General features: G+C 60.6%; 7 protein-coding genes. 1 reads left to right on the top strand and 6 read right to left on the bottom strand.

Features of this window, described 5'->3' with window-relative positions; all coding sequences use genetic code 11:
• Positions 1–57 precede the first annotated feature (57 nt).
• From ACOGXC_RS07360 to ACOGXC_RS07375, 4 genes are all read right to left on the bottom strand, one after another.
• A complete protein-coding gene (locus tag ACOGXC_RS07360) occupies positions 58–615 on the bottom strand; it encodes a hypothetical protein (RefSeq protein ID WP_419917555.1) in 558 nt (185 codons plus the stop codon).
• Complete coding sequence (locus ACOGXC_RS07365) at positions 612–3,959, bottom strand: DEAD/DEAH box helicase (protein ID WP_419917556.1); 3,348 nt, start codon at positions 3,957–3,959, stop codon at positions 612–614. Before ACOGXC_RS07365 ends, ACOGXC_RS07360 begins: the two co-directional genes overlap by 4 nt.
• A 340-nt stretch (positions 3,960–4,299) precedes the next feature.
• A complete protein-coding gene (lspA, locus tag ACOGXC_RS07370) occupies positions 4,300–4,908 on the bottom strand; it encodes a signal peptidase II (RefSeq protein WP_419917557.1) in 609 nt (202 codons plus the stop codon).
• A 26-nt stretch (positions 4,909–4,934) separates the two neighbouring features.
• Complete coding sequence (locus tag ACOGXC_RS07375) at positions 4,935–5,342, bottom strand: TraR/DksA family transcriptional regulator (protein WP_419917558.1); 408 nt, start codon at positions 5,340–5,342, stop codon at positions 4,935–4,937.
• A 244-nt stretch (positions 5,343–5,586) separates the two neighbouring features.
• Between ACOGXC_RS07375 and ileS the strand changes: the two genes are divergently transcribed.
• Entirely contained in the window at positions 5,587–8,880 is a 3,294-nt protein-coding gene (gene ileS / locus ACOGXC_RS07380) for an isoleucine--tRNA ligase (protein WP_419917559.1), read from the top strand.
• A gap of 51 nt (positions 8,881–8,931) precedes the next feature.
• Here the strand turns inward: ileS and ACOGXC_RS07385 are convergent, their stop codons facing one another.
• Both ACOGXC_RS07385 and ACOGXC_RS07390 read right to left on the bottom strand, forming a co-directional pair.
• A complete protein-coding gene (locus ACOGXC_RS07385) occupies positions 8,932–14,166 on the bottom strand; it encodes a fibronectin type III domain-containing protein (RefSeq protein ID WP_419917560.1) in 5,235 nt (1,744 codons plus the stop codon).
• Positions 14,167–14,435: 269 nt separating this feature from the next.
• Entirely contained in the window at positions 14,436–19,613 is a 5,178-nt protein-coding gene (locus ACOGXC_RS07390) for a fibronectin type III domain-containing protein (RefSeq protein ID WP_419917561.1), read from the bottom strand.
• Positions 19,614–19,727: the final 114 nt, after the last annotated feature.

A 19,727-nucleotide genomic window follows, 5' to 3' on the forward strand; every position in this document is an offset into this window, starting at 1 on the left:
AGAACATCAAGATTGTCACCAATATGAATTTCGAGGGTGGTCACAGTTGCCTTTTTATCAATCCAACCCAAACCTTCTCCGTATTCTTAAGGGCAGTGCCTTCACTTTGGTTTGCATCTCCTCAAGCTCTTTACGGACCTTATCTCGTTCCTTACGAGAGTCATTCAATTGCAACTCCATCATTTTGTTGAGCGCAGCAAGGTGATCTCTCATAGCAGTAATTGTGTTCTGAAGCTGTTTATAGGCTTTGTCTTGTTCCTTTTGAGAGTGGTCTAGTTGCTGCTCCACCCTTTTGCTAAGCGCAGCAATATTATCTTTTACAGCAATAGCAACCTGCTGATCAAACTGCTTGAAGATGGTTTCTGCTAATGTAGTTGTTTCTTGGAGCGTGGCCAGCACCTTTGCTCCAAGTTTACCTACTGGGCTAAGTGCTTCAATTGTGGACATCAACCTTATATTTGCCTCGATAAAAGTTTCTGAAACTTCAGAATGCTGCAATTTAAGGTCATCAAGAGCTTTTACTTGCTTACAAAATTGATCCAGAGCTGCGGCAGCATCGTCAAACCGGCGAACAGAGGCAGCAAAACGGCTTTGCAAATTATTAGTGTCAGTCATTGAGCCATCATTTCGAGTTTGAGCTGCTTATCTGAGCCTAATTGTATTTTGTTATCAAAAGCAATTTTACCGGCAATTTTGTTAGCAGTTTCAATGCTATCAGCTAGTTTGAACACTACGAGGTCGGGGCTGCGGTGCCAGTTGAATTCAAGCCATCGGTTAACCATATCACAAGTAGGTATCGTAGAACGGGCAGCAGCAACGCATGCTGAAGCAATCTCCAGCCGTTCATCTTGAGGTTTGTTGGCGATTACGGGTAGCGGCTCCGATTGATCTGAAACCATGCTCAAAATCTGCATTACCATCTGCTCCGCGTCGCCTGGGTCAGCCTGATAGCGGTTGAAGGCCAACTCAATTGACTGCTTCAGACGGTTTTCAAAATCATCTGGAGAACTTTCAGAAAGGAGAGCTCCGGCAAAAGCACGGGTGGCTAGCAGGCCGGGATGGTCCGGATATGAGCCGAGAAGGCGAGCGGCAGCGCCACGCCACTGCCGAGCATAATCAATGCTGGCAATTTGGCTCCACTGCTCAGTCCAGCGCTCATATCTGAACTCATCCTCCTGGGCAAGCTCCTGGGCAACGACCGATGGGATCCCATCAGAGAGGTAATCAAGGATACCTTGCCGAATTGTCTCACTATCTTTGATGCCGGAGACGGCCAATTCATACATTTCGTAGAGGTTTCTCAGGCGAGACCGACCAATTGTACCGTAAACAAAGTCGGCGAGCTCCCGGCTGCACACCTCAATGGCGCTTTGTGGACTATCAAAATTGAAATCAAAAAGGCGGGATCGTAATGCTCTAGCCTGGCCAGGTTGAGAGCGGTCAACAAACTCAAGCAAATTATTAACGATCTGCTCTGGGCTGATATCCGACAGTTTAACCACAGCTTTTTCATTGTTTTCCCACCCTTCGATGCAGTAGTCCTCAACAACACCAAGTGTAGCTAGCCGATACAATGCTCGTTCTGACGCGCTATTAATACTTTCACCTTCGCCAAGGTGTATAGTGCTGCCCACGCGAAGTTTGGTGTACATTTCTATGGTTTCTTTAGCATCTTCTTGTGAGCTTGGAAATGACTTATCATAGAACCAAATAACAGTGGAGATGTCGTCGCTAGCTTTTCTTGTATTTGTTTGGGATGCGGTCTGTTGCAGTTTGGATTCTAATATAGCTTTGTTATAGGCTCGATCGCTCTCAGAAAGAATGAGCACACATTTTGATTTTTCTCGGTCTCGTCCCGCGCGCCCGACTTCTTGGTAGTAAGACTCAATTGACTGGGGCAAACCATAGTGAATAATCCACCTTATATTTGACTTGTCGATACCCATACCAAATGCTTTGGTAGCTACAATAGCTGTGGCTTGATCTTGTTTGAACTTCTCAGCGTTTTGGGGTTTTTCTTTTTCCCACTGCTTGCGGCTTTTGCCTTTGGGAGGCTTTCCTGAGAATCCCACTACCGCAGGGATGACCGAACCCACCACGTCAAGCGTCTTGTTCAGGCTGCGATGTCGTCCGTTTACAGTGGGGATGAAGACAATTCCCGGAAGCTTTACTGGCTCCGAAAAAGCTGACAGATACTCTTTAAAATTAGTAGGAAAACGTTTTAGTACGTTTACGAGGGTTTTCTCAGATTCATTAGGGCTAGTGGGTATCACCTCATAGCTAAGCTCTTTTCGGTCAAATGTCTTCGGGCTGATGATATTGTCAGAAATATCTAGTTGGAACAGAACGTCGGACAACACCACCTGTGAGGCTGTACCAGTCAAAGCAAGTATGGGGACCTTGTTAAGCCGATAAGGGTCGCAAACCCTTTGAACAGTCTGACCAAAGTTAAGATAAGCAGGGCGGAAGTCGTGCCCCCATTCTGACACACAGTGAGCTTCGTCAACTACCACAAGATTTACTGGAAAAGACCAGTCTGAGTCTTTAAGGAAGTCGCGGAACTTCTGCTTCTGGAACCGCTCAGGGGAAACGAACAAGAAAAGCACATCCTTGGCAACATCATGGCCTTCCCAACTATTGCGGTAGGTAATCCCCCTCACCCGGTCTATGCCGTGACCAGTCAACCCTCTAATCTGATCATCAATCAGCGAAACTATCGGATCAACAACCAGAACTCGGCCACCCAGGATCAGCCCTGCCAACTGGTAGATCATGCTCTTGCCCGCCCCGGTGGGAAGCAGCACTACACAGTCCTCACCGGCCAGAACCGTCGAAATCGCCTCGAACTGGCCCTCCCTGAACTCATCAAAACCGAACACGGCCTTCATCACCGTTTCCAAGGCCTGGCACATCCGGGGGCTTTCACCGACCCCTTCTGGCCGAGTGGCCAAGCGGCGAAACAGATCGTTGGGCAGCACCGGAACACCGGTTGAGCGGATCACCACCGACGGAGGCTCGATTGGATCAGGAACCGGGAGTTTCTCGCAGGGAAACCAGTCGCTCTGCAAGATAATCTTGACCGCGGCTGCTTCCTCACTGGCATCCGTGCTGGTGGACTGCTCATAGCCGAACCCGCCACCCTCCTGGAACCCGTAGATGACCTCGGTACCGTTGCTGCGGAATACCACCACTTGCGGCGCGAGCTCACCAGAACCCCAGATCTCGAAAAGCGCGGCCAATGTCGCCAAATATGGCCCCACCAGATAAGCCGACAAACCCGTCGGGTCGTCCAACTCGATTATCCACCGCTCGCCGGACAAGAACCCCGCTTCAACTGCCTCGCAAATGGCAAGAACCAACCTGTGAACCTGTATGGGCCCCCACACCAGCGGGGGCCATGCATCAAACGAGCTTTCAGGCGAATGCAGGCCATTTTGACTCCGAACGGCCTCATCTATCGCCTTTTGCAGGCTATCAAGGCCCGGGCCTTTCCAGCGGCCCCCCAATTCGGCTGTAGGCACCCTCACCGTGGAAATACCGGCCTGTTTCAGCAACCTGTCCCTCTGGCGATCCACCGACTTGGCCTCTTGATGCTGGGAGCCATCCACCTCAACCACGGTCGGAACGGCCCCCGGCGGGCAGAACAAGAAATCACACCGGCGATGGGCAGAAGGCTCCGCGCCCTTCACTCCAGCAGCGCTAGCAAGCACGTCAAGCGGCACCTGCGGGATCAGATACCTCTCCGCCCCCGGCTCGACGGTCATAAAAAAATCTACCAATGCCTCCTCAGCGGCAGACTCGCACATCCCCTCAGCGAACTCCACTGCTCCTCGAGCGGGAACCAGAAAATCATGGTCATCCAACCCCGACGTGGAATCGTTTTTGTAGTTATCGAGTAAGCATTTCTCGGCGTCCGGGTGCATTGGAGGCGACACCCCCCTGGCCAGCAGCCTCAGCATCGAATGCACCGCCGCAGATGACGAAGGCGACCTGCCCGCCGCTTGTCCTGGTTCTGGTTCCCGATCCTCGCGTGCGACCCAGCAACACCCCAGTTGCCCGAACCGCTCGGCCTGCTCACCGGAAAATGACCTCAGCGACCCCCCAGCCGACGCGTGACGGACTCTCCAACCCTCTCGACCGAAAGTCGTCCCATCAGCCCAGTCCACCCTCCGCCGGCGCAAGTCATGCACCCTCGGCACCGTATCAGAGCCGCCAGCTATCGACCATCGTGACCAATTGGTTGCTACCACCGGTGGAGCCTGCCCTCGCCCGAGCCGACACCCTCAACGCCGATCAATCTCACTCATCATTGCCAACCCTGTGCTCATCCGATTGCGGATGGGGTTCACCGGCCGGTGAGCCGCGGCGGTTGCCGGAGGCGCTCAGCACCAGGGCGATGGCGGCCACCACTATGGCGGAGTCGGCGGCGTTGAACACCGGCCACCACTGGAGGTCTATGAAATCAACCACCGCCCCGCCCAGAAACCCATCGCCGGCCCGCACGGCCCGATCACTCAGGTTGCCGACCGCACCCCCCAGCACCATGCCCAAAAGCACCGGGGAAAATGGCAACCGGCGACCTCCCCAACCGGCCCAGATCACTATGACCACGAACCCCAGGGCCACCAGCCCGATAACGGTGTCCAGGCTCTGGCCCAGCCCGAAGGCAGCCCCGGAGTTGTGGACCAGATGCAACCGCAAAGTCCAGATCAGGTGTATGTCCTGATCCTTCAACACCTCCAGCGCCCACCACTTGGTCAACTGGTCAACGGCCACCACCAGCGCGGCCACCGCCAGAAAGACCAGGTTGTGACGGCGAGGGCGAAGGCGAGAGCGAGATCGGTTACCGGCCTCGGCCGGGCTAGAACCCACCGGCTCGGTTGCCGCCCCACCCGGGCTAGAACCCACCGGCTCGGTTCCTGACCTCGGCCGGGCTAGAACCCACCGGCTTTGTGCTCAACCCGCTCAGCCGCCCAGGGAATGGCATTGAGCCTCGTGCGCGGGATTGGCTTACCCGACACCAGGCATATCCCGTAAGTGCCGTCCTCGATCCGGGCCAGGGCGGCATCGATCTGCTCCACCGCCGCCCGGGCGTGGGCGCTGAGCGCCAGATCCCGCTCCCGCTCCACCGCCAGGGTGTCACCCTCGCCCGATTCCTCGTCGAACTGGATGTCGCCCGGCTCCCTCTCCTCCACCAGGGAGTCGGCCTCGGCCTGGAGACGGGTGGCCGAGTCGATGTAACGACCGCGCTCGGTCAGCAGAAGCCGGCGTTGCTTCTCCAGGTACTTATCATCGAACAGCGGCTTCTTGCTCGCCGGGGACTTGGTTTTACGGGTTCCCATTGTCGCTGTCTTCCTGACGGTCATCGAACTTCCTGGCGGCCACCAAAGGCGGGAGTTTAGCCGCCGCCACCGCCCATTACCCCCGGATTGGCCCAGAAATGGTTGGAAGAGGCACAACAATGTCAGAACCCGCACCCCAACGGGTTATTTTGTGGCTATCCGGTACCCTCTGTGCGCTCCTCGGGGCGATCCTGCCGGGGGACTGCCGGCAAAACTGCCCGCCAGGCCTGGAGGCCCGTTGCCCGTGCCCGACTCGCCCACCCCCTACCCCGAGGTAGACCCCAAACCCTTCTTCCCCGACATCGAGCAGCGGGTGCTGGCGTCCTGGACCGAGGGTGCAACTTTCGCCCGGTCGGTGAGGGGGCGACCGGCGGGCACCGGCGGTGACAACGAGTACGTGTTCTACGACGGTCCCCCGTTCGCCAACGGACTCCCCCACCACGGGCACCTGCTGACCGGCTACGTGAAGGACGTGATCCCCCGCTTCCACACCATGCGGGGCCGCCGGGTGGAGCGCCGCTTCGGATGGGACTGCCACGGGCTTCCCGCCGAGATGGAGGCCGAGACAGAGCTGGGGGTATCGGGACGGGCCGCCATCGATGCCTACGGTGTCGAGCGCTTCAACGCCCATTGCCGCCAATCGGTGCTGCGCTACACCCGGGAATGGGAGACCACGGTGACCCGCCAGGCCCGCTGGGTGGACTTCGCCAACGATTACAAGACCATGGACCTGCCCTACATGGAATCGGTCATGTGGGCGTTCAGATCACTGTGGGACAGGGGCCTGATCTATGAGGCCTACAAGGTGATGCCCTACTCCTGGGCGGCCGAGACGCCACTGTCCAACTTCGAGATCCGCCTGGACGATGCCACCCGACTCCGCCAGGACCCGGCCATCACCGTGGCCTTCGACCTGGTGCCCGAACCCGGCGATCCGGGGCCGGGGCCGGTGCGCCTGCTGGCCTGGACCACCACACCGTGGACCCTCCCGTCCAACCTGATGCTGATCGTGGGCCCCGACGTGGAGTACGTCATCGTGGAGCACCGGGAGGGCCACGTGGTACTGGCGGCGGCGACGCTGGAGGCCTACGGGGCCGAGCTGGGTCAGGGGCGGGTGGTGGGTACCGTCACCGGCTCGGAGCTGATCGGTCGGCGCTACCGGCCCCTGTTCGACTATTTCGCATCCCTGGCCGGCGAGGGTGCCTTCCGGGTGGTGGGGGCCGACTTCGTGGACACCGGCGAGGGCACCGGCGTTGTCCACGCCGCTCCCGGCTTCGGCGAGGACGATCAGCAGGCGGCCGAGGCCAACGGCGTGCCGGTGGTGGTACCGGTGGACGACCAGGGCCGTTTCACCGATGAGGTCATCGAGTGGTCGGGAACCAACGTGTTCGAGGCCAACCGGGGCATCATCGACCGGCTCAAGGCGCAGGGCAGGATCCTGCGCCACGCCACCTACGAGCACAATTACCCGCACTGCTGGCGCACCGACGAACCGATCATCTACCGGGCGCTCAGCTCGTGGTTCGTGCGGGTCACCACCATTCGGGCCCGGATGCTGGAGCTGAACCGCCAGATCAACTGGGTGCCGGACCACGTTCGCAACGGCCGGTTCGGCACGTGGCTGGAGGGAGCCCGGGACTGGTCCATCAGCCGTAACCGGTTCTGGGGCTCGCCCATCCCGGTGTGGCGCAGCGATGACCCGGCCCACCCCAGAACCGATGTCTACGGCAGCCTGGATGAGATCGAGCGGGACTTCGGCGTGCGCCCCACCGACCTGCATCGACCCTTCATCGACGAGCTCACCCGGCCCAACCCCGACGATCCCACCGGGGCCTCCACCATGCGCCGGGTACCCGAGGTGCTGGACTGCTGGTTCGAGTCCGGGTCGATGCCCTTCGCCCAGATCCACTACCCGTTCGAGAACAAGGACTGGTTCGAGCACCACTTCCCGGCCGACTTCATCGTGGAGTACATCAACCAGACCAGGGGTTGGTTCTACACCCTCCACGTGCTGGCCTCCGCCCTGTTCGACCGACCCGCGTTCACCAATGTGATCTGCCACGGCATCCTGCTCGACGCCAAGGGCAGGAAACTCTCCAAGAAACTGAGGAACTACACCGAACCCGAACAGATTTTTGCCACCAAGGGGGCCGATGCCCTGCGCTGGTACCTGATGAGTTCACCCATCGTGCGGGGCGGCGACCTCCGCCTGGACGATTCGGGGATCGACGATGTGCTGCGCCAAGTGATCATCCCCATCTGGAACGCCTATTACTTCTTCACCCTGTACGCCAACGCCGACGGGGTGACAGCAGAACCCGTAGCGAACTCCACCGACGGGGTGAAAGCAGAACCCGGGGCAAACTCCACCGACGGGGTGAGAACAGAACCCGGGGCGAACCCCACCGACGGGGTGAAAGCAGAACCCGGGGCAAACTCCGAGGACCTGCTGGATCGCTACATCCTGGCCAAGACCAGGCTGCTGATCGAAACGGTCACCCAAAGGATGGATGATTACGATCTTCCCGGTGCCATCACCGAGCTGGAGGGGTTCATCGACTCCCTCAACAACTGGTACATCCGCCGCAGCCGGGATCGGTTCTGGGCCCCGGCCCGACCCGCATCGGCCCGCGACAAGCAGGATGCCTACAACACCCTCTACACGGTGCTGACCACCCTGACCCGGTTGCTGGCCCCCTTCCTTCCCCTGGTGTCCGAGGAGATTTACCGGGGACTCACGGGGGAGCCGAGTGTTCACCTGTGCGATTGGCCCGATCCCACCGAGCTGCCGGCCGATCCCGGGTTGGTGAGCACCATGGACCTCGTGCGAGAAGTGTGCTCCACCGGGCTGCGGGTGCGGGAGGACGAGGGAATCAGGGTACGCCAACCCCTGCGGTCACTGACCGTGGCCGGCCAAAAGACCGCCGGCCTGGTGCCGTTCACCCCGCTGATCGCCGACGAGATGAACGTGAAGGAGGTCATCCTCAGCAACGACCTGGAGGCCCACGGCCGGTTCGTGCTCAGACCCCGGGGCCAGGAACTGGGTCCCCGCCTGGGCCGGGAAGTGCAAGCCGTCTTCGCGGCCGCCCGCACCGGCCGGTGGGAACGCAACCCCGACGGCACCGTCACGGTTGGCGGTCACATCCTGGCCGAACATGAGTTCGAGCTGGCCCTCAACCCGGTAGAGGGCACCACTGCCGCCGCGCTACGCACCAACGATGCCCTGGTGGCGCTGGACACCACCATAAGCCCCGAACTGGCCACCGAGGGGGTCGCCCGGGATGTGGTCCGGGTGATCCAGGCTGAGCGAAAAGCCCAGAATCTGGAAGTCACCGACCGGATCAACGTGACATTGACCGCCGGCCCCAGGGTCGCAGAAGCGATCGAGGCCCACAAAACCTACGTGTGCGAGCAGATCCTGGCGGTGAAGCTGGAACTCAGGAACTCCCCCGATGGCAAGAATGCCGCCCCAACCGCCGGAGCCGCCGAGATAGATGCCGGTTCGCTGGAGTTCTCCATCCAGAAAGCCAAACCTTAGGGGGGTTCCGCAATTCAATTGCCCCCAAGGTTTTGGGGCTTCCCGGTGGGGTTAGTTGTTGCAGATGTCGTTGTTCAGATCAGCAACGCGGTCGCCGTAATTGCCACGGCCCAGGCGGCGGCACTCCTCGGCCAGGATGGTTCTGTACTCGTCGCGGTGGGTGGCGGCCAGGGTGTCACCGGCTTTTTGGCGGGCTATCGCCTCACGACGGGTGTAGGGGAGTGAGCAGACATCGGCCACGCCGTCACCATCGCTGTCCAAGGGGTAGGTGGTGGGCCCACCCAGGGAGCGATTGGCGCACCAGGAAGGGCCGGTGATGGTCCCCGAATAATAGGGACCCCCATCGTTGGGCGGCGGGAACCCCGGAGCCGCCAGAGCCTCACCACCGCAAGCCTGGCTATCGGGTTGGTTGGCGCACTCGGCGTTCACGAGCCGGCGATACAGGTCGGGATACCTGTTCGCCAGGGTGATGACCGCGTTGTGCCGGGCTATGGCCTCACGGCGGGTATAGGGCAGCGAGCAAATGTCGGCCACCCCGTCACCATCGCTGTCCAAAGCAAACAGGCGGGCCCCACCCAAAGAGAACTCCGCACAGAAACTCGGACTATCGACAGGACCGGAGTAGTAGTCCTCATCACCAGCCCGGTCATCGCCGGGGACGATGGTGGGCGAGATGCCCGCAGGGCCGGCCCCCACCGCGTTCACCGCTCGCACCTCAAAGGTATAACCCACCGGGCCGGTACCGGTATCGACACCGGATATGACCGCGCTGGTCGCAGTGGCCCCAACGTCGGCCCACTCGCCGAAACCAGCGCTCCCGATGCGGGTGCGCCACTGCCAACCCGTCACCTCAGACCCACCATCGGTGCCCGCCATCCAGGTGACGGTGATGGTGCCGTCGGTGACCGTGGCAGCAACAGTGGGAGCAGCAGGTACTGCCGCCGGTGTCGCCGTAACAGTGGCCACAGCACCAGCACCCATCGCGTTCTGAGCCCTTATGTGGAAGGTGTAGCTGGTGCCGTTAGCGAGGTTCAAAACGGGCACCGAGGTGGCATCAGCACCCAAACCCATGCCAGCCAGGTCCTGCCACTGGCCATCATCGACCCGCAAATGCCAACCCGTCACCGCAGAACCGCCATCGGTGCCGGATGTCCACGACAAAGTCACCGTACCGTCACCGGCGGTGGTGGTAACGGTGGGAGCAGCGGGGGTCATCGCTGGCATCGCGGTGTCAACTCCAACGGCACCAGCCCCCATGGCGTTTTGAGCTCGGACCTGGAAGGTGTAGGTGGTGCCGTTGGTGAGGTTCTGAACCGGCACCGAGGTGGTACCCGCAGGATAATCAACCCACTGGCCGGTACCGGTACGCAACTGCCAACCCGTCACCACCGAACCCCCATCACCACCAGCCGTCCAGCTCACCGTAACCGTCTTGTCACCAGCCGTGGTAGACACCGCCGGCGCATCAGGCACCGTCGCCGGCGTCGCCGTCGCAGTACCAGCAGTACCAGCACCAATCCTGTTCAGCGCCCGGACCTCAAAGGTATAAGCAACACCGTTGATGAGACCACCAATGTCGCGGGTGGTGGCCTCAGCAGTCACATCAACCCAAGACCCGTAGCCAACAGCACCGGTTTTCATCCGGTACTGCCAACCGGTAACAGGGGCGGCCCAGTTGGATTCACCCACCGCCCCGCCAGCACCGGCTGCCCAGTTCAAAGTGACCTTCATGTCAGCGGCGGCAGCGGTCACCGTCGGTGCCGGGGGCACCGCGGATGGGGTGACCGCCTCGGACTCGAACGCCGCCCCGATCACCTGGGTGTTGGTGGTTATGGCTCGCACCTGGAAGGTGTAGGCCCGCCCGTTGGCGAGATCATCCACCACCAGGCTGCGCGCCGTCGCCCCACCGGTGACGGCGGTCCATGAACCGTAACCCCCACCAGCAGTTTTCATGCGGTACTGCCAACCCGTAACCGTGCTACCCCCCGTGTTCACCGGTGTCCACGACAGCGTGACCTGCCCATCACCAGCGACCGCAGCCAACGCACCACCAGCAGGTGCACCCACCGGTGTTATCGGACCGACCACCCCCGCTGAGGGGCCGGCACCGAACTGGTTCACCGCCCGCACCTCGAACTCATAGGCCACCCCGTTGACCAAACCCCGCACCGGCACCCCCACAGATTCAGCCAGGTGGCGTGCCGGTGGGGTGATGCGAGCTCCCAGCGATTGCCACGCATCAAAACTGCCACTAGCAGCACGGCGCATCCGAACCTCATAGGCCAAAACCGCAGAACCACCCGCCGGGGCCAACAAAGTGACCCTCACCCCACCATCGGCCGGTGTCACTGCCACCTGGCGGGGCGCGGTGGGCGTCTTACCGGGGGTGACCGGCAGCGACTGCGCCGGCGCGCCGTTACCCGCGGAGATCAAAGCCCGCTTGGTGCCTGAGGTTTGCAGAGCCATCAAAGCGTTCACCGCCCGCAACCGGAACCGGTACGACGAACCATTGGTCAAACCCTTCACCGTCGCCGAAGTCGTCAACGGCCCCGAACCCGGAACCTTTGTCCAATCAGTTTCCCAATCACCCCATGTGGTCTCACCCGCAGCTCGTTCCTGCTTGATGTACTCCCAGCGGATGATCGGCGGACCCCCCGAACCCACCGATGTCCACGACAACGAAACCTGACCATCACCACCAGCAGCAGCCAACCCTGCCGGCGCCGGCGGTGCCACACCCGGTATCACCACCTTGTCGGGATTTCGATCGGTGGCTTCGGCCACCAAACCGGCACCATTGGAATACAAAACCACACCAGGCAACACCCCGGTACCGTGCCGGTTCACCGCTCTAACCCGGAACTCATAGGCCACCCCGTTGCGCAAACCCGACACCGTCAACGCCCGATCAGTGCCAATACTACCGGTGTTGCCCATGAACTGCTGACCAATATGAGCCACCGCCCACGGCGACCACACACCACCGACAGGCCGATACGAATACTCCCAAACCGTTTCAGCATAAACCCCATCGCCATCAATCAAAGCAGTCTGATAAACAAGCGGATAACGAAGGCGTCGCCCGAAAGGGTCCCCAGCAGGAACTGCTACCCCGTCACCGTCTGAGGCTCTAACGATTCTCAACTCCACCCGACCATTACCCGGAACCGCCAACACCTCCGGACGATCCCGGCCCTCGCCGATCCAATCCACAGCCCCGGGCAACGGTGGAGCCCCGAAAACAAACGGCACCGTCTCGCGTGCGTAACCCGCACCCACATCAGTCATCACCCGCCACCGAAACGTGTAAGTCTCCCCAACCCGGAAAGTGACCTCATCGAAAAGCTCGGTAGCCCTGGTCAAACTGCCATTCTGAGCAACCCAGCTACCCCACGGCCCGTCACCAACCCTCCACGACCACTCATACCGATGAGCAGGTGACGCCCGAAACTTACCACCATTCGCCCAACCACCGAGCAAAGCTGCACCCATATGAGGCCGACCATTACTGAGGGGATCAGCGGTGTAACCCCGCAAAAATATACTCAGAGGCTTAGCAGCAAGCCCCTTGGCAATATTCACCCTTACCGCACCCGACACCAAACCCTCACCCCTGGCATTCACACCCCGCATCACAAAATAATGATCCCCCACCCCCAAATCCGGGGTACACTCACCATAATGACAATAAGTACCACCCTCACCATCACTAACCCGACCCTTGTGCAACGTCACCGACCGCAACGCCCCACACCCCGGATCCGCCCCCATGCTGTTGTCACACAAATCCTTCCAATCCCCAGAAACCAAACCCGCTAAATCACCCACATCATCCTTACGCACGAACTGCCACTTAGTTATCGGAGAACCACCATCGGAACCCGTCCACGACAAAACCACCTGATGCAACCCCTCCGCATAATCCGACACCACCTCCGCCGACACCGCCGGCGCCGGCGGCACCGTACCCGGATAAACAACCCCCGCCGTCACCGCCACCGCACCAGCCCCAACATTGGTCACCGCCCGCACCCGGAAGCGGTACCCAACACCCGCCGTCAAACCCGGAACCGTGAACTCTGTAGTCGTGTAGTCACCCGGTATCGCCACCCAACCACCCCACTCAGAATCACCAGCCCGCAGCGAATACTCATAACGCCGAAAACTCCTGCTAGCAATACTAGCCGGCCGGGACCACTCCAAAGTCACCGAAGACAACGACACCGATGTCACCCTAAAATTAGTAGGCACCTCCAACACCGAACCCGACTGCACGACCTCAGAACGCGCTGGCGTGCCCGCTCCCAGCGCGTTAACGGCCCGCACCTCAAACACATGATTCTTGGTATTATCCAAACCAGTCACGTAATAAGACCTAGCACCAGCCCCACCAGGAACCCTCTGCCACGGAGCTCCCCCCACCCCTGGCGCGGAACTTGTCGAAGAAACCCATCGGACCTCCCAACCCGTTACCGGCGAGCCAACCACCCCCGGCGCAGACCACGACAACAACGCCGACTTATCACCCGGTGTCACCACAAAGTTACGAGGAGCACCCGGCGCACCCCCCACCACCACCGGCCCCACCACACCAAAAGCACCAGCACCATGCCTGTTAACCGCCCGCACCCTAAACGAATACCCAACATCGTTAACCAAACCCGAAACCACGAACGAATCACGATTCCCAGCCGCCAAAACTGAATTCCCACTAATCAAATCCGGCATCGGCGACCACCTCGACCACTGCCCGTCGCCTTGTTTGATGGCGTACTCATACCGCAAAATATCAGCAAACCCCGACCCCGCAACCTCACCGAAAGCCTTGGCCCACTTCAACTCCACCCGGGAATCGGAAGCAACCGCCCGCAAACCCCCCGGCGCCGGTGCCACACTAGACACCAAATGCCCATTCACCGCGTTGCTAAGCTCACGAATTTGCCCCGCTCCCGCAGCGTTCACCGCCCTTAAGAAGAACTGGTACCTACTACCAACCACCAAACCCGACACCACCACCGAGCGAGCAGCCCCACCACCGGGCACCGTCCTCCACACCACACCACTACGATCCCCCGAAGTAGACGCTAAATCCGTAGAAGCATCCACCACCCTGTCCTCCGGCGGAACCCACGTAGTCCCACCATCAGTAGACCGCGACAACACATACTCATAACCCAAAACACCCACAGCACCCGACGGCGGCCCCCACGACACCCGCACCTGACCACCACCCAACGACACCACCTGCGACAACGACGGATGACCCGGCACACCCTGCGCACCCACACCCCCCACCGAAACCAACACCGACCCCAACAACCCCACCAAAACCAGGAGCCCAAACCAGGGCAGCCCTAAACGACTACCCCCCCCCCCCCCGGTTAGAACCCAAACCAACCCACAAAAAACTCTGCATAACCCCCACTATAACCACACACCCCCCCCCCCCCCCGCAAGTATTTCACCGAAAAGCGATTGGCGGAGGTGGGTCCCCGCCGGAGTTGACCCAGGGTGGTGGGGGACACCCCGGCGAGGAGAAATAGGGTGAGGGTTGGTTAGGCGCAGATGTCGTTGTTCAAATCAACAACGCGGTCGCCATAGTTACCACGACCTAAGCGGCGGCACTCCTCAACCAGAATGGCCCTGTACTCGTCGCGGTGGGTGGCAGCCAGGGTGTCGCCGGCTTTTTGGCGGGCTATGGCTTCGCGGCGGGTGTACGGCAGCGAGCAGACATCGGCCACACCGTCACCATCGCTGTCCAACGGGTAGGTGGTGGGCCCACCCAGGGAGCGGTTGGCGCACCAGGAAGGGCCGGTGATGGTCCCCGAATAATAAGGACCCCCGTCGTTGGGCGGCGGGAACCCCGGCGCGGCCAACTCATCACCCCCGCAAGCCTCGCTGCCGGGTTGGTTGACGCACTCGGTGTTGACGAGCCGGCGGTACAGGTCGGGGTACCGGTTGGCCAGGGTGATCACCGCGTTCTGGCGGGCTATGGCCTCACGGCGGGTATACGGCAACGAGCAGATGTCGGCCACACCGTCACCGTTGCTGTCGAGCGCGAACAAGCGGGCCCCACCCAAAGAGAACTCGGCGCAGAAACTCGGGCTATCGACGGGGCCGGAGTAGTAGTCCTCATCATCAGCTTTGTCGTCACCGGGGGTGATGGTGGGTGAGGTGCCCGCAGGGCCGGCACCCACCGCGTTGATGGCTCGCACCTCAAAGGTGTAACCCACCGGACCAGTACCGGTATCAACCCCGGATATAACCGTGCTCATCGTGGCCGCACCAACATCGGTCCAATCACCGAAACCGGCACTGCCGATACGGGTGCGCCACTGCCAACCCGTCACCGCTGACCCCCCATCACCACCCGCCATCCAGGTGACGGTGATGGTCCCGCCGGTGGCCGTCGCAGCAACAGTGGGCGCGGCGGGAACCGCAGCAGGTGTCGCCGTAACAGTGGCCACAGCACCGGCACCCATCGCGTTCTGAGCCCTTATGTGGAAGGTGTAGCTGGTGCCATTGACCAACCCGGTGACGGGCACCGAAGTGGCATCAGCGCCCAGACCCATGCCGGTCAGGTCCTGCCACCCGCCATCATCAACCTGCAAATGCCAACCCGTCACCGCAGACCCACCATCGGTGCCGGGTGTCCACGACAAAGTAACCGTACTGTCACCGGGCGTGGTGTTAACGGTGGGAGCATCAGGCACCGTGGCCGGCATCGCCGCAGCAACCCCGGAGGGGCCGGTACCCATGGCGTTTCGGGCTCGGACCTGGAAGGTATAAGTAGTGCCGTTGGTGAGATTCTGAACCGGAACCGAGGTGGTGCCAGCAGGATAGTTGGCCCACTCGGCATCGCCGGTGCGCAACTGCCAACCCGTCACCACCGAACCCCCGTTATCACCAGGTATCCACGACAAAGTGACGGTTCTATCACCGGGCTTGGTGGTAACCGTGGGCGCATCAGGCACCTTGGCCGGTGTCGCCGTGGCGGTACCAGCGGTGCTGGGGCCAATCCTGTTCTGTGCTCTGACCTCAAAGGTGTAGGCAACACCGTTGGTGAGACCGTCAACCTCACGGGTTGTGGTAGCGGCAGCCATATCAACCCAAGCCCCGTAACCGGTGGTGCTGGTTTTCATCCGGTACTGCCAACCGGTAACAGGGGCAGCCCAGTTGGGTTCCCCCGCCACCCCGCCAGCACCAGCGGTCCAGTTCAAAGTGACCCCCATATCACCAGCGGCAGCGGTCACCGACGGAGCGGGGGGCACCGCCGAGGGGGTGACCGCTTCGGACTCGAACGCCGCCCCAATCACCTGAGTGTTGGTGGTCACTGCTCGCACCTGGAAGGTGTAGGCTTGCCCGTTGGCGAGATCATCCACCACCAGGCTACGAGCCGTCGCCCCACCGGTGACGGCGGTCCATGAACCGTAACCCCCACCAGCAGTTTTCATGCGGTATTGCCAACCCGTAACCGTGCTACCCCCCGTGTTCACTGGTGTCCACGACAACGAGACCTGCCCATCACCAGCAACAGCAGACAGCGAACCCGCACCCGGTGCGCCCACCGGCGTAACCGGGCCGACCACCCCGGCGGCGGGACCGGCACCGAACTGGTTCACCGCCCGCACCTCGAACTCATAAGCCACCCCGTTGACCAAACCCCGCACCGGCACCCCAACAGATTCAGCCAGGTGGCGGGCCGGCGGGGTGATGCGAGATCCCAGCGATTGCCACGCATCAAAACTGCCACTAGCAGCACGGCGCATCCGAACCTCATAGGCCAAAACCGCAGAACCATCCTGCGGGGCCAGCAAAGTAATCCTCACTTCACCGTCGCCCGGTGTCGCTGTTACTTGGCGGGGCGCGGTGGGCACATTACCGGGGGTGACCGCCAACGATTGCGCCGGCGCTCCCTCACCAGAACCCGCCGCCAACTGGCCGGAGGGCACCCAATCAGCCAGCGCGTTCACCGCCCGCAACCGGAACCGGTACGACGAACCATTGGTCAAACCCTTCACCACCGCCGAAGTCGTCGACGGCCCCGAACCCGGAACCTTTGTCCAATCAGTTTCCCAATCACCCCATGTGGTCTCACCCGCAGCTCGTTCCTGCTTGATGTACTCCCAGCGGATGATCGGCGGACCCCCAGAACCCACCGAGGTCCACGACAACGACACCTGGCCATCACCACCAGCAGCGGTCAAACCTGCCGGCGCCGACGGTGCCACACCGGGGATCACCACCTTGTCCGGGTAAACATTGGCACCTTTGCTTGTTATCAAACCGGCACCGTTGGAATACAACACCACACCCGGCAACATGTTAGTACCGTGCCGGTTCAGCGCCCGAACCCGGAACTCATAAGCCACCCCATTACGCAAACCCGACACCGTAATCCCATCGGTAGTCACACTGGTGCTGCCCTCAGCCCGGTTCGCGAACCTCTGACCAACGTTGGACACCGCCCACGGCGACCACTCACCCCCTACGGGACGATACGAGTACTCCCAAACCGTACCAGCATAGATGCCATCGGTATCGGTGAAAGCATTATCATAAACAATCACATTGAAGGCATCACCACCAGAAGCGGGGCTCCTAGTAGTGCTATGTACCGTGCGGCCCCTGACGATGTTCAACCTCACCTGACCATTACCCGGCACCGCCAACACCTCCGGACGCTCCCGGGGATCACCGGTCCAATCCTTAGCGCCCGGCAAAGGTGGAGCCCCGAAAACAAACGGCACCGTCTCGCCCGCATAACCCTCACCCTCATCAGTGATCGTCCGAAGCCGAAACGTGTAAGTTTCCCCAACCCGGAATGTGATCTCATCATAAAGCTCAGTAGCGCTAGTAATGCTACCATTTAGAGTAACCCATCCACTCCACGGCCCATCACCAACTTTCCACGACCACTCAAACCGCAAACGCGTACCACCATTATAATTACCAACATTTACACCCATATGAGGCCGACCAGTGCTGCGAGGATCAGTGGTGTAACCCCTCAAAAACACAGTCGTAGGCTTAGCAGCAAGACCATTGGGGAAGTTCACCCTCACAACTCCTGACGACAAACCCTCACCTCGACTGTTAACGCCCCGCAGCACAAAATAATGATCCCCCAACTCAAAACTCGGACCACACTCTTCAAAACAGTTAACCCCACCAATATCATTAGGATAAAACCCCGTAGGCAACTTCATCGACCGCAACCCACCACACCCCGGATCCGCCCCCGCGGTGTTGTCACACAAATCCTGCCACGGCGCGTCAGCCAACAACGCCACCGTTTCGGCTCGTTTGAACTGCCACTTCGTTATCGGAGAACCACCATCGGAACCAGTCCACGACAAAACCACCTGATGCAACCCCTCCGCATAATCCGACACCGCCTCCGCAACCACCACCGGTGCCGCCGGCACCGTACCCGGATAAACAACCCCCGTCTCAGCCACCGCACCCGCACCAACAACATTCACCGCCCGCAACCGGAACCGATACCCTGTGCCCGCCGTCAAACCCGAAACCGTATAAGAATTAGTAGAAGAAGGCCCCGATATCGCCACCCAACTACCCCACCCACCATCACCAGCCCGAACCGAATACTCGTAACGCCGCCAGGTTCGAACATTGGTATTAGGAACCGAGGACCAACTCAAAGCCACCGACGACTCCGCCGCCGTTGCAGTGAAACTACCAGGCGCTCCCAACATCGTACCCAAATACACAGACCCAGAACGTACCCCCGCACCTGCACCCAACGCGCTGATGGCCCGCACCTCAAACAAATAAATACTGGTATTATCCAAACCACTCACAAAATAAGACCTAACCCCAGCCCCACCAGGAACCCTCAACCACTGAGCCCGCCCCAAAGCCGGGTAACCACCACTCCCGACCCACCGAACCTCCCAACCCGTTATCGGCGAGTGAACAACTCCGGGCGGTGCCCACGACAGCAACGCCGACTTATCACCCGGTGTCACCACAAAGTTACGAGGAGCACCCGGCGCGCCCCCCACCACCACCGGCCCCACCACACCAAAAGCACCAGCACCATGCTTGTTGACCGCCCGCACCCGGAACGAATACCCAACATCATTAACCAAACCCGAAACCACAAACGACTCGCGATCCTCAGCCGCCGTACTACCGTCATCGGCCATGGTAGACCACCCCGACCACTTTCCATCACCCTGTTTGATCGCGTACTCGTACCGCAAAATATCGGTGAACCCCGACCCTGCTACCGCACCGGAAGCCTGCGTCCACTTCAACTCCACCTGGGAATCGGAAACAACCGCCCGCAAACCCCCCGGCGCTGGTGGAACACCAGACATCAAATGCCCTTGCACCGCGCCACTCAACTCAACAATTTGCCCCGCTCCTGCCGTGTTCACCGCCCGCACCCAGAACCGGTAGCTGTTACCAACCCTCAAACCCGAAACCACAATCGACCGGGCAGCCCCACCACCGGGCACCGTCCGCCACACAACCCCACTACGATCCCCCGAAGTAGGTGCCAAACCCGTGGAAGCATCTATCACCCTGTCCACCGGCGGAACCCAATTGGTGCCAAAATCGGTCGACTGTGAAAACACATACTCATAACCCACAACACCCACAGCACCCGACGGCGGCCCCCACGACAACCGCACCTGACCACCACCCAACACCACCACCACCGGCGACGACGGAGTCGCCGGCACACCCGACTGCGCACCCACACCCCCCACCGAAACCAACACCGACCCCAACAACCCCAACAAAACCAGGGGACCAAACCAGGGCAGCCCTAAACGACTACCCCCCCCCCCCCCCCCCGGCTAGAGACCAAACCA

The organism is Candidatus Poriferisocius sp., assembly GCF_965202595.1.
Lineage (GTDB): Bacteria > Actinomycetota > Acidimicrobiia > Acidimicrobiales > Bin134 > Poriferisocius.

What these genes read in the sequence shown, in the direction of transcription:
- ACOGXC_RS07360 (WP_419917555.1), bottom strand. Translation starts at nt 615, where the DNA reads ATGACTGACACTAATAATTTGCAAAGCCGTTTTGCTGCCTCTGTTCGC.
- ACOGXC_RS07365 (WP_419917556.1), bottom strand. Translation starts at nt 3,959, where the DNA reads ATGCTGAGGCTGCTGGCCAGGGGGGTGTCGCCTCCAATGCACCCGGAC.
- ACOGXC_RS07375 (WP_419917558.1), bottom strand. Translation starts at nt 5,342, where the DNA reads ATGGGAACCCGTAAAACCAAGTCCCCGGCGAGCAAGAAGCCGCTGTTC.